The 11,920-nt window shown below is 67.2% G+C and carries 11 protein-coding genes; 5 read left to right on the top strand and 6 right to left on the bottom strand.

Features of this window, described 5'->3' with window-relative positions; genetic code table 11:
* Positions 1 to 40: 40 nt before the first annotated feature.
* The 3 genes from FKO37_RS09525 (at position 41) to FKO37_RS09535 (ending at position 2,487) form a co-directional block, all read left to right on the top strand.
* The gene (locus tag FKO37_RS09525) at positions 41 to 1,072 is read left to right on the top strand and encodes a Dyp-type peroxidase (protein ID WP_134667467.1); all 1,032 of its coding nucleotides are present in this window, start codon (positions 41 to 43) and stop codon (positions 1,070 to 1,072) included.
* Entirely contained in the window at positions 1,069 to 1,866 is a 798-nt protein-coding gene (locus tag FKO37_RS09530) for a family 1 encapsulin nanocompartment shell protein (RefSeq protein ID WP_238604260.1), read from the top strand. Before FKO37_RS09525 ends, FKO37_RS09530 begins: the two co-directional genes overlap by 4 nt.
* 84 nt (positions 1,867 to 1,950) lie before the next feature.
* Entirely contained in the window at positions 1,951 to 2,487 is a 537-nt protein-coding gene (locus tag FKO37_RS09535; protein WP_051171630.1) for a D-alanyl-D-alanine carboxypeptidase family protein, read from the top strand.
* 21 nt (positions 2,488 to 2,508) lie between these two features.
* On the opposite strand, the gene FKO37_RS09540 is transcribed toward FKO37_RS09535, so the two are convergent.
* Complete coding sequence (locus FKO37_RS09540; RefSeq protein WP_238604261.1) at positions 2,509 to 3,714, bottom strand: glycosyl hydrolase family 8; 1,206 nt, start codon at positions 3,712 to 3,714, stop codon at positions 2,509 to 2,511.
* A gap of 690 nt (positions 3,715 to 4,404) precedes the next feature.
* On the opposite strand from FKO37_RS09540, the gene FKO37_RS09545 reads away from it, so the two are divergent.
* Entirely contained in the window at positions 4,405 to 5,253 is an 849-nt protein-coding gene (locus tag FKO37_RS09545) for an ion transporter (protein ID WP_238604262.1), read from the top strand.
* A 605-nt stretch (positions 5,254 to 5,858) separates the two neighbouring features.
* Here the strand turns inward: FKO37_RS09545 and FKO37_RS09550 are convergent.
* The 5 genes from FKO37_RS09550 to FKO37_RS09570 form a co-directional block, all read right to left on the bottom strand.
* Positions 5,859 to 6,092, bottom strand: coding sequence for a hypothetical protein (locus FKO37_RS09550; protein ID WP_134667463.1), 234 nt, complete (start codon positions 6,090 to 6,092; stop codon positions 5,859 to 5,861).
* 133 nt (positions 6,093 to 6,225) lie between these two features.
* The gene (locus FKO37_RS09555; RefSeq protein WP_238608243.1) at positions 6,226 to 7,608 is read right to left on the bottom strand and encodes a GH1 family beta-glucosidase; all 1,383 of its coding nucleotides are present in this window, start codon (positions 7,606 to 7,608) and stop codon (positions 6,226 to 6,228) included.
* A gap of 2 nt (positions 7,609 to 7,610) precedes the next feature.
* Positions 7,611 to 8,435: a carbohydrate ABC transporter permease gene (locus FKO37_RS09560; protein WP_037816787.1), complete on the bottom strand. Its 825-nt coding sequence runs from the start codon at positions 8,433 to 8,435 to the stop codon at positions 7,611 to 7,613.
* Complete coding sequence (locus FKO37_RS09565; protein WP_238604263.1) at positions 8,432 to 9,394, bottom strand: carbohydrate ABC transporter permease; 963 nt, start codon at positions 9,392 to 9,394, stop codon at positions 8,432 to 8,434. Before FKO37_RS09565 ends, FKO37_RS09560 begins: the two co-directional genes overlap by 4 nt.
* Positions 9,395 to 9,396: 2 nt before the next feature.
* A complete protein-coding gene (locus FKO37_RS09570) occupies positions 9,397 to 10,698 on the bottom strand; it encodes an ABC transporter substrate-binding protein (RefSeq protein ID WP_238604264.1) in 1,302 nt (433 codons plus the stop codon).
* 154 nt (positions 10,699 to 10,852) lie between these two features.
* Here FKO37_RS09570 and FKO37_RS09575 point away from each other — a divergent pair, with 154 nt between their 5' ends.
* Positions 10,853 to 11,890 (top strand): LacI family DNA-binding transcriptional regulator, encoded by a 1,038-nt coding sequence (locus tag FKO37_RS09575; protein ID WP_238604265.1) that lies wholly within the window; start codon positions 10,853 to 10,855, stop codon positions 11,888 to 11,890.
* Positions 11,891 to 11,920: the final 30 nt, after the last annotated feature.

Here is an 11,920-nt window from a genome sequence, read left to right on the forward strand (position 1 = left end):
TGCGCTCGGACGGTCACCGGGTGAGAAGGGGTGCGCGAGCGTGCAAGCGGGGGACCTTGAACCGCCTGAGCCGCAGGCCGTTTCCGCACCGTTGACCAGGGCGGCGATCTTCCTGATGGTGCAGGTCGACGCCGGTGCCGAGCAGGTCGCGAAAGACCTTCTCGCCGATCTCGCCGGGCTGCAGCGCGCGGTGGGGTTCCGCGACGCGGGGGCCGGGCTGACCTGCGTCGCCGGGATCTCGTCGGCGGCGTGGGACCGGATCTACGGCGGTCCGCGACCGGCGGAACTGCACGAGCTGCCGGTTTTCTCCGGCGACAAGCACACGAGCGTCCTCACCGCCGAGGCCGACCTGCTGTTCCACCTCCGCGCCGAGCGGCTCGACCTGTGCTTCGAGCTGGAATCGCTGATCATGGACCGGCTGCGCGGTTCGGTGAAGGTGCTCGACGAGGTGCAGGGCTTCCGGTACTTCGACGCGCGCGACGTGCTCGGCTTCGTCGACGGCACGGAGAACCCGACCGGCAACGGCGTCAACCAGGCGGTGCTGGTGGACGACGACGAACCGTTCAATCGCGGCAGCTACGTGGTCGTGCAGAAGTACCTGCACGACATGGCGGCGTGGAACGCGCTCACCACCGAGCAGCAGGAACTGGTGATCGGACGGCGCAAACTGTCCGATGTGGAGATGTCGGACGAGGAAAAGCCCGCCGACGCGCACATCGCGCTCAACGTGATCACCGACGACGAGGGCAACGAACTCGACATCCTGCGCGACAACATGCCGTTCGGCCGTCCGGGGCACGACGAGTTCGGCACCTATTTCATCGGCTACACCAAATCTCCGGCGGTGATCGAGAAAATGCTGGAGAACATGTTCGTCGGGTCGCCGCCGGGCACCTACGACCGGATTCTCGACTTCTCCACGCCTCACACCGGCGCGCTGTTCTACGTGCCGACCGCGGACTTCCTTGAAGATCCGCCGGACGCCCCGCCCGAGCCGGAACCGCCGGCTGCCGCGACGCCCGCCGGGTCGTCGCTGGGCATCGGAAGCCTGCGAAGGAGCACTCGGTCATGAACAACCTGCATCGCGAACTCGCCCCGATCTCCGCCGCCGCGTGGGCGGACCTGGAGGAAGAGGCGAAGCGCACCTTCGCCGAGTTCGCCGCGGCGCGCCGGGTGGTCGACGTCGTCGTCACCGGAGACCCGGCACTCGCCGCGGTCGGCACCGGACGCCGCGAGCGCGTCGGCGACAAGTTCGACGGCGTCGCGACGAGCCTGCGCACGGCACAGCGGATCGTGGAACTGCGGGTGCCGTTCACGGTGTCGCGCGAGGAAGTCGATTCGGTCGAGTGGGGCGCGAAAGACGCGGACTGGCAGCCGGTGAAGGACGCCGCGCAGCAGATCGCGTACGCCGAGGACCGGATCGTAGTCGACGGTTTCGCCGAAGCGGGCATCACCGGCATCCGCCCGGCTTCGTCGCTTTCGCCGATCGCGCTGCCGCCGGAAGCCCCGCGCTACCCGAAGGCAATCGGCGACGCGATCGCCGAACTGCGCGACGCGGGCGTGGCCGGCCCGTACACCGTTCTGCTGAGCGACGACGAGTTCACCGCTGCGTACGAGGCGGCGAACCACGGTTATCCGGTGCTGGAACACCTGAAGCAGATCGTGGACGGCGAACTCATCCGCACGCCCGCGATCAGCGGCGCCTGCGTCCTGTCCACCCGCGGCGGCGACTACGAGCTCCACTTCGGACAGGATCTGTCCATCGGGTACTCCAGCCACGACGCGTCCACTGTGGAGCTGTACTTCTACGAGACGCTGACCTTCCTGGTCAACACCGCCGAGGCGGGGATCGGGCTGACCGCCTGAGGCGTTACCTGATCCTGCGGTCTTGTTACGCAGCGCGGACATTCGCCGAACCTTCCGGGGATACCCGCTCGCGATAGTTGCGGCGTGCTGCGGAACAAGATCAAAATCGTGCTGCTCGTGCTGCCCGCGATCGTCGTCGCCGGGTGCTCCGGCCTCCCGGTGCTCGACGGCGATCCGGACCACGACCCGGCTCAAGGCGGTGCTCCCGAAGGCGTCACGCTGAGGCCGTCCGACACGAGCTACCCGGCTGTCGGAAATCTCGATCCTGCGTTGCGGAAAGCGTTGCAGGAGGCGGCAACGGACGCGCGTCGGCGCAATGTGGACATTCAGATCGCGTCGGGCTGGCGGACGAAGGAGTACCAGCAGAAGCTGCTCGACGCGGGCATCGAAAAGTACGGCAGCCTGGAGAAGGCGCGGAAGTATGTGAACACGCCGGAACAATCGACGCACGTGTCCGGCAAGGCGGTCGACGTCGCCCCCACCCGAGCCGACGACTGGCTCATCCAGCACGGCGCGAAATACGGCCTGTGCCAGGTGTACGCGAACGAGATGTGGCACTTCGAACTGCTGACCACTCCGGGCGGGAAATGCCCGCCCACCCGTACGGACGCCGCCGGTTGACGTCCGTACGGGCGGCTGGGGTCACGGGGCCCAGTAGTTGCCGGACATCACCAGGTAGACCAGCAGTTTGATGGTCTCGCCGTAGTAAGTGTCGTCGTACGGGTTGCCCGCCATGTATTTCCACAGCGAATCGGTCCACGCCTGGTCGCCCGCGACCATCGCCGCGACCCCCACCGGATTCGCCGCGACCTCGGACTGGTCACTGGTTTTGGTCGGCGTCCCGTCCAATTTGGTGTGCGGGTAAATCTTGGCCGGGTTGGCGCCGGAGTGGCTCTTGTAGCTGGCCGATTCCTTCTTGGCGACCTCGGTCGCGACCTTGCCGCCGTACAGCAGCGCATCGGTGCCCATGTGCCAAGGCACCCGAACGGAGTTGTAGCCGACGATGTTGTCCGGCTGGTTCTCCAGATGATCCGCGGGCGCGGGCTTCGGGCTGTTGGTGTTCGCACCGACCACGAAGTCGGACAGCAGATTCGCGTTCGGCGAATACTTGCTGGTGAACTGGGTGATCAGCTGCTCGGTCCGGGTGACGACCTTGTTCCAGTCGTGCGCGGTGTCGTACTTCGCGAACGCGCGCAGGTGGTCGAGCATGAAGTCGGAGGGCCGGGTGTCGTCGTTGCCCGCGTCGTCGGCGATCTTGAGATGCCCGTCGGACGCGACGTCGTGCTTGTAGATCTTGGCAAGCCAGTCCTTGGCGGCGGCGCTGTAGCCGCCCCACTGCTTGTCCGCGAGAATCAGCCCGTAGCCGACGTCGAGATCGCCGTCGGTGGCCGAGTCAGGGGTCCCGTCGTCGGCGTACTTGCAGGTCTTGCCGTCGATCACCCACTGGAAGAGCCCCTTGCTGTCCCGGTGGTCCTGGACGAACTTCCACATCCCGTCGAAAATCGTCTTGGCCTGGTCGTCGTAGCCCGCCATCAACGGGACGATGTTCATCCCGTAGCCCTGGGCCTCGGAAACCGTGCCCTTGTTGGGCGCGTCGTCGGTCGCCCAGACGAGGTAACCGCCGCAAGCCTGGCGGAGGTAAGTTTTCTTCCAGGAGTCGTACTGTCTCTTGACCGCGTTGTCCTGCTCAGCCTGACTGACGGAAGGCCGGACACCAGTCTGATAGGTGACGTGCGCCGGAAACGGACGCGCGACGGACGCCGCAGTGGCAGGCCCAGCACCAGCCAACGCAGCAGTAAGCGAAACGGAAGCGGCAGCGAACAACGCCACCTTCCGGGAAGCGGGCATTTTCGGGGTCTCCTTGTTAGTTAACTTTCCTAACTAGGCGGCGTGAGAAAAGCCTGCTGTACCGGGTGTTTGGTGTCAAGATGTCCGGCCCTGAGCTCGAAGGTGAACCGGTTCCGTAGCGTTCCGTGAGGGCCACCCTCACAGCCGCTGATTCCCCGCGGCCGGTCCGTGAGGGGCTCCTTGAGGGACTTAGATTCCCTGAAGGAGCCCTTCACGGCTTTTGGCGTACGTGAGGGTCGCCCTGAGGGAATCTGATTCCGTGAGGGTTCCCCTCACGACCCTCCGCCCGTCCCGCGCCTGCTCGGGAAGCGCCCCAATGCCACATTGGGTGCGTCAGATGCACCGAACGCCACATTGGGTGCGTCGCATGCACCCAATGCCACATTGGGGCGCTAGCCCCCACCTCAAGCAGGCCGCCGCCGGTGTACGCAACTGTCGGTGCACCCACACCTCCCCCGCACCCCGATACGAAGCTCTCCTGCGGTCTGGGGTGGCTTGTCAAGGCATCTTTCCCGCCTTGACAAGCCACCCCAGACCGTCAGCACAATCAAGCTTCGGGGTGCCCCACCGCACTACAGACGGGCGATGTGCGAAGCACGAGCCGTCGAAAACGCCCCCCACGCTCCCTGCCCCAACCCAAGACCCATGGAATCATCACCCCCAGCAACACCCCAGCACCAGGGAGCCAGCATGACCACCGGCCGTCCGGCCCAAGTCGAACTCAACAGCGGCGTCCTCCCCGGCAACGTCCGGGCCGACGACTGGATCATGCTCGCCCTGGCAGTCGTCTCCACCGGCATGCTGGCCTGGCTCCTCATCGGCCCGCCCCCGCCCAACATCAGCCAGTGGTTCTTCCTCGCCGACTGCATCATCTGCGGCATCTTCTTCCTGGAACTCCTCCACCGCTGGCGCAAACAAGGCTGGCGCGCCGCCTTCCTGGCCCGCACCTGGTACGAAATCTTCGCGATGATCCCGGTCGCCCACCCGGCCTTCACCGCGAACCATCACGTCATCGGCGTAATCCTACTGATCATCCGCCTGGGAAGGGCCGCCGACCGCGCGGTAGGGGAGCAGTTCACCTACCGCCTGGTGGACAAACTCTCCGAACCCATAGTCCGCGCCATCAAAAAGCCCGTCACCATCGCCGTCCTCGACGAGGTGGTCAAGGTGCTGGAAACCGGGAACTACCCGGAGAACCTTGCCAAGTCCCTGAGCGAAAACAAGACCGAACTCCGCGCCATCATCACCGAAAAGATCTCCGAGGACCCGCAGCTGGGCAGACTGCGCAGGCTGCCGTTCCACGACGAGATCGTCCGCGCCACCGTCGACACGTCCTTCCGGGTCCTGCTGGAAGTCCTTCTGGACCCGCGCATCGACGACTTCTTCTCCTCCGTCGTCCGCGACAACCGCGAGCAGATCCGCCGCGCGGTCGCGCTCGGACTGGCCGATGTGGACGAGTCCCCGGACGAGCAGCTCCTGCGCACCCGCACCCAGCGCACCGCCGCGCACGAGTACGACGCCCAGCATCCGCGGCGTTGATCATCCATTGTGGACATACCTACCGTGCGCCGTCGGGTGCGCACTCTCCGTTGCAGCACAGGAGATTCACCGTTGACGCCGGGCAGTGAACGCGTCAACCGCTGAAAGAGTGCACTGTGGTCGCGCGGCGCGCGCACAGACGCCTGGAGTAGGGTGAGATCTCTCGTTCCGTTGCTGCACAAGGGTTGTGTTGGCGCGAGTACGGGGCGTTCCCGCCGGAGCCGAGGCAGACTGGAGCCGGCGGGGAGGTTGAGCGCGGTTTGGAGTCGTGGACGTGATTGATAGCGGGCAGCAGGTACGCAGGTGTCGCCGGCGGGACTGCACGGAGGATTCCTTGTGGCGCGGACTGTGCTCCGTGCACTGGAACCGCTGGCAGAGCGGCGCGGACGCACTCGAACTTCCAGACGATGACGTACCCCCGCCGCCCGCGCAGGTCTGGTGGCCGCCGGAGCGTTCGCACGCGCCGCTGAGCAGCCGGGTGCCGGGCTCGTAGCAGCCCCCGGCGCGCGTCGAACACGGTCGGCGCGCGCTCGGTTACCTCGGGCCACCGAAAGGCCCGGGCACAGCTGTTCCCCGGACCCGTGCGGATCCGGGGAACAAACGCCTTACCGGCGAGAACGCGGGATGTGCGGCTCGTCCGGCGCGGAGAGCATCCGCACCAGCCGGGCCCGCGCCACGCGGTAGAGCAGGTCGCCGTGCTCATCGGGGACGACCCTGCCGTCGAGGTCCCGGCCCGCCGCCCGCACCACCACCTTGATCGCCTCGGCGGGCACCCGGCCCGCGAATTCCCCGGTCAGCCACGTGGTGACCTCGTCGGTCACCCGGCTTCGCACCGTCATCGGACACTCCAGTCTCCGCTCGCGGGGCCGTTCGGGGCGGCCCCGGCACTGGTCCGACGGCCGCGCCCGGAACCCGTGACGCGAAACCCGAGAGAAAGTCTTTCCCGGCGGTGCGAATGAACCCGGGAGTAGGTCACCGCAACGCGTTGCGCGCGATCACCTCCGCGTACCACCGTGCGCTGCGCTTCGGCGTGCGCTGCTGAGTGCGGTAATCGACGTGCACGAGACCGAAGCGTTTCGCGTACCCCTCGGCCCATTCGAAGTTGTCCAGCAGCGACCAGTAGAAGTACCCGCGCAGATCAACTCCGTGGGCCAGTGCGTCGTGTGCGGCCCGCAGATGTGCGTCGAGGAAAGCGATGCGGTCGTCGTCGGTGACTTCGCCGTCGCGGATCGGGTCCGGATACGCGGCGCCGTTCTCCGTGACGTACAACGGCACCGGCGGATAGTCCCGATGCACTTGCAGCAATGACTCGGTCAGCCCGCCGGGACGCACCTCCCAGCCGGAATCCGTGCGCGGCGCGGCCGGGTCCGGGACGAAGTGCACCTGGTCGGCTCCCGGCCACTCCCGGCCCGCCGGGATGCTTCCCGGCCGCGCCGATCCGGCCACCCGGTAGCCGCGGTAGTAGTTCACGCCAAGCCAGTCGATCGGCTTGCCGAGCACCGCCTCGTCGCCGTCCTGCACCACGGCGTCGAAGCCGAACCGGGCCAGGTCTTCGCGCAGGTCAGCGGGGTAGCCGCCGCGCAGCAACGGGTCGAGGTACAACCGGTTCTGCAGTCCGTCGATCCGCCGGGCGGCGTCGGCGTCGGCATCGTCGGATGAGTCCGCGACGACCGGGTACAGGTTCAGCGTGATCCCGGACGGGCTGCTCGTGTGCTGCCGGAGGACGTCCATCGCCAGCCCGTGCGCCAGCAGCAGGTGATGCGCCGCCGCCACAGCAGCCTCCGGGGACGTCCGGCCGGGCGCGTGAACGCCCGAACCGTAGCCGAGCATCGCCGCGCACCACGGTTCGTTGAGCGTCGACCAGCTGGCCACCCGGTCGCCGAGCCGGGCCGCGATGACCTCGGCGTATTCGGCGAACCGGTACGCGGTGTCGCGCGCGGTCCAGCCGCCGCGATCCTCCAGCGATTGCGGAAGATCCCAGTGATACAGCGTCGCCCACGGCTGGATGCCCGCGGCCAGCAGCCGGTCCACGAGCCGGTCGTAGAAGTCCAGTCCGCGCGGTTCCGGTTTGCCGTGCGGGAGGATTCTCGGCCAGGACAGGGAAAACCGGTACGCGGTGAGCCCGAGCGACTGCATCAGCGCCACGTCGTCGGCGTAGCGGCGGTAATGGTCGGCCGCCGGGTCGCCGGTGTCGCCGCGGGCCACCGCGCCCGGGCGCGCGGCGAAGGTATCCCAGACGGACGTCTCGCGTCCGTCCACTGTGGTCGATCCTTCGACCTGGAAGGCCGCCGTGGCGGCGCCCCAGACGAACGCGTCCGGGAACGCGAGCACGTCGGGGATCGGCTGTGCGGACATGGTCACCCTTTCACGGCACCTTGCATGATCCCGGCCACGATCTGGCGGCCGAGCAGGAGGAAGACGATGAGGATCGGAATCGTGGCCAGCGTGGTGCCCGCGAGCACCAGCGAATAGTCGACGTAGTAACCGCTTTGCAGTTTCTCCAGCGCCACCTGCACGGTCGGATTGCCCGCGTCGAGCACCACCAGCGGCCACAGGAAATCGTTCCAGGACGTCATGAACGTGAACATCGCGAGGATCGCGGCGGCCGGGCGGACCGCGGGCAGGCACACGTTCCAGAAGACCCGGATCATGCTGCAGCCGTCCATGCGCGCGGCCTCGATCAGTTCGTACGGCAGAGCGTCCACTGTGTACTGCCGCATCCAGAACACGCCGAACGCGGTGACCAGGTTCGGCACGATCACCGACTGCAGTCCGCCCGCCCAGCCGAGTTTCGACATCGCGATGAACAGCGGGATGATTCCGAGCTGGGTCGGCACCGCGAGCGTCACCACGATGAATACGAACAACCCGTTGCGGCCGCGGAAGCGCAGTTTGGCGAAGGCGAACCCGGCCAGCGACGAGAAGAGCACCGTGGTGAGCGTGACCGTGCCGGACACAATGACGCTGTTGGCCAGCGCCCGCCAGAACGGCACGGTGTCGAACACCCGCGCCGCGTTGGCGAAGAAGTTGCCGCCCGGCAGCAGCGGCGGGATCCGTTCGGTGAGCATTCCGTTGTCACGGCTGGAGACGAGAAACGACCAGTAGAACGGGAACAGCGAGCCGAGCACGAACACGATCAGCACGCCGTAGGTCGCCCTGCGCGGTTTGCCGAGCCCGGTCATTTTCGCCTCCCCGCGAGCCGTCCGGTGACGAAGTAGTTGACGAGCGCGATCGCGATGATGATCAGGAAAAGCACCCAGGCGATCGCGGACGCGTAGCCGAGATTGAAGTTCTCGAAAGCGCTTTGGTACAGATACAGCGTCACCGTCTGGAACTGATGCGTGGAGCCGCCGTTGTTCGACCCGGGCATCGCGTCGAACAGCTTGGGCTCGGTGAAGATCTGCAGCCCGCCGATCGTCGAGGTGATGGTGACGAAGATCAGCGTGGGTTTGAGCAGCGGCAGCGTCACGTGGGTGAACCGGCGCACGGTGCCCGCGCCGTCGATCAGCGCGGCCTCGTGCAATTCCTTCGGAATCGCTTGCATGGCAGCGAGAACGATCAGCGCGTTGTACCCGGTCCACCGCCAGTTCACCATGATCGCGATGGCGACATGGCTGGCGAACCGATTGGCCTGCCAGTCCACCGGGGACAGTCCGAACGTCTGGAGCACGCCGTTGACGAGACCGTAGCGCGGCCCGAAAAGGTTCGCGAAAATGATCCCCAGCGCGACCAGACTCGCCGCGTAGGGCAGCAGGATGCCGACCCGCCAGCCGGTCGCGCCGCGCAACCGGAGACTGAGCACCGCGGCGAGCAGCACCGCGATGATCAGCTGGGGCACGCTGGACAGCAGGAAGATGCTGACCGTGTTTTCCAGCGCGTGCCAGAACTGCGCGTCGGTGAAGAGTTCCTTGAAGTTGTCCAGTCCGATGAAATCGGGATTGTCGTCGCCGGCCTCCCAATGAAACAGCGACACGTAAGCCGTGTACAGCAACGGGAACATGCCCACGATGGCGAACACGATAAAGAACGGTGCCACGTAGAGATAAGGCGAGACCTTGACATCCCAGCGCGCCAGCCGGTCGCGCAGGCCGGGCCGCGGTGCGGCCCGGCCTTCCGGAGCGACCTTGTCGATGACTGTCATCGTCAGCGGGCGAGTTTCTTCGCGCCGTCGACCAGCCGCTGCCAGCCGTCGGCGGCCGAGGCTCCTTGTTCCACCGACTGCAGTGCCGGGCTGGCGACGTTTTCCTGGATCTGACCGTCGTTCGGGCCCTTGTACTGCGGTTTCGCCACCTTCTTCGCCTGCTCGGCGAACAGTTCGCCGATCTTCGCGCCGCCGAAGTACGCGTCGGTGGCGTTCAGCAGCTGCGGGCTTTCCAGCGCCTTCGCCTGGCTCGGGAAGTTGCCCTTGGCCTCGAACGCCTTGATCTGCTGCTCCGGCGCGGTGAGCCAGGCGGCCAGTTCAGCGGCTTCCCGCGGGTGCTTGCTCTGCTTCGGCACGGTCAGATACGACCCGCCCCAGTTGCCGCCTCCGCCGGGAAACGCCGCGGTGACCGCCCATTTGCCCGCGTTGTCCGGCCCGGCCTGTTCCTTGATCACGCCGAGCATCCACGCCGGGCAGGCCTTTGTCGCGAACGCGCTCTGCTTGAACCCGGAATTCCATTCGTTGCTGAACGCGGTGAGCTTCGCCGATTCGCCTTTCGCGACCGCGTCGGTCACCTTCGCCCAGGCGTCCTTGATGCCCTGGTTGTTCTCCACGGTGAGCTTGTCGTTGGTGTCGAGGTAGCCGACCGGCAGCTGGTTGACCATGGAGTTGAAGTTCTGCGCCGCCGAATCGAACCACGCCTTGCCGGTCTTGGCGGTGTACTGGGCGCCGGCCGCGAAATAGCTGTCCCAGGTGGCGAACAGCGGTTTCACCGCCTGCGGGTCGCTGGGCAGCCCGGCCGCGGCGAGCAGGTCCTTGCGGTAGCACATGGCGAGCGGGCCGATGTCCGTGCCGTAGCCGATGAGCTTGCCGTTCTTGTCTTTGCCCGCGTCGTATTTCCACGAAAGCCACCGGTCCGGCGAAACGCCCGACGGCCCGATCTGGCTCAGGTCGTTGAACTTCGAGGACTTGCTGAGGATGTCCGACAGGTGGCCTTCCTCGACGGCCTGCACGTCGGCCAGTCCCGAGCCCGCCGCGAGTTTCGTCATCATGTCCTGGGCGTACGGCCCGCCCTGGCCGGTCTTGCGGTGGGTGATCTTGATGTTCGGGTGCAGCCGCTCGTACTCCGGGATGAGCGCCTCGTAGCCGAACTCCGTGAACGTCGCGAGCGTCAGGTCCACGTGCTCGTTCGGCCCGGCCGCCGCGGGCACGTCGCCGCCGCCGCCACCGCCGCACGCCGCGGCGCTCACCGCGGTCATCGTGATGCCCAGTGCCAGCACCAGGCCCTTCCGGAACGTTGTCACCGTCGTCAACCCCTTGGAAGTCGTTCTGGGAGCGCTCCCAGATGCCGAACGAGTGTGTTGCAGGTAACGGGGGATGTCAAGGCCAGAGTCTCCGGGAGCGCTCCCGGGCGGACCCCGTTAAGCTGACCCGATCGACAGTCAGGGGGTGGGCGGAGTGGCGCCTCGGTCCGAGGACGAGCGGCCGACGCTGGAGGACGTCGCGGCGTTCGCCGGGGTCTCGCGGTCCACCGCGTCGCGGGCGCTGAACGACGACGCGTACGTCAGCGCGCGCTCGCGCGAAAAGGTGCTGGCCGCGGCGCGTGACCTCGGGTATTCGCCGAACCAGGCGGCGCGCTCGCTCGTCACCCGGCGGACCGGTGCGATCGCGGTGGTGCTCTCGGAGCCGGAAGCACGACTGCTCGACGACCCGTACCGGACCGCGGTGATGCGCGCGGGCTACCGGGAACTGGCCGACGTCGGCTGTCAGATGGTGCTGCTCTTCAGCGACACCCGGGAGGATCTCGGCCGGACTGTGCGGTTTCTCGAGGGCGGACACGTCGACGGCGTGCTCGTCTTCGCTCCGCACCGTGCGGATCCGCTGCCCCGGGCGTTGCGGTTGCTGAAGCTGCCCACGGTGTTCGGCGGGCCGGCCGCCGATCTGCGCCGGGGAGTGCACCTGGTGGATTTCGACAACGAAGGCGGCGCCCGGCAGGCGGTGACGCACCTGGTGGAGTCCGGCCGTCGCCGGATCGCGACGATCGCGGGCCCGCAGGATCAAGGCGCGCCGATTGACCGGCTCGCCGGCTGGCGCAAGACGCTCGTGGACGCGGGGATCGACCCGTCCGGGCTGGCCGAGGAAGCCGACTTCACCCTGGCTGGCGGTGCGAAAGCGATGGCCGCGCTGCTGGAACGGGTGCCCGATCTCGACGCGGTGTTCGTCGGCAGCGACATGATGGCGGTGGGCGCGTTGCGCACGCTGTCGGATGCCGGACGCGACGTGCCCGGCGATGTCGCGGTGGTCAGCTTCGACGACAACGCCGCGCTGGCTCCGGCCATGACCCCGCCGTTGACCTCGGTGCATCAGGATCCGCGCGAGCAGGTCCACGCGATGGTCTCGACGCTGATGCGGCTGCTGGACGGCGAGGACGTCGCGCCGGGTGCGCAGATCCTGCCGGTGTCGCTGGTCGTCCGCGAGTCGAGCGGGTCCAGCTAGCTCGGTCCTTCCGGGACCCCTCCCAGCCGG

The organism is Amycolatopsis sp. Poz14 (assembly GCF_006704225.1).
Taxonomy (GTDB): domain Bacteria; phylum Actinomycetota; class Actinomycetes; order Mycobacteriales; family Pseudonocardiaceae; genus Amycolatopsis; species Amycolatopsis nivea.

Coding starts and splice junctions, on each gene's coding strand:
- FKO37_RS09530 (WP_238604260.1), top strand. CDS start 1,069: ATGAACAACCTGCATCGCGAACTCGCCCCGATCTCCGCCGCCGCGTGG.
- FKO37_RS09540 (WP_238604261.1), bottom strand. CDS start 3,714: ATGCCCGCTTCCCGGAAGGTGGCGTTGTTCGCTGCCGCTTCCGTTTCG.
- FKO37_RS09545 (WP_238604262.1), top strand. CDS start 4,405: ATGACCACCGGCCGTCCGGCCCAAGTCGAACTCAACAGCGGCGTCCTC.
- FKO37_RS09550 (WP_134667463.1), bottom strand. CDS start 6,092: ATGACGGTGCGAAGCCGGGTGACCGACGAGGTCACCACGTGGCTGACC.
- FKO37_RS09555 (WP_238608243.1), bottom strand. CDS start 7,608: ATGTCCGCACAGCCGATCCCCGACGTGCTCGCGTTCCCGGACGCGTTC.
- FKO37_RS09560 (WP_037816787.1), bottom strand. CDS start 8,435: ATGACCGGGCTCGGCAAACCGCGCAGGGCGACCTACGGCGTGCTGATC.
- FKO37_RS09565 (WP_238604263.1), bottom strand. CDS start 9,394: ATGACAGTCATCGACAAGGTCGCTCCGGAAGGCCGGGCCGCACCGCGG.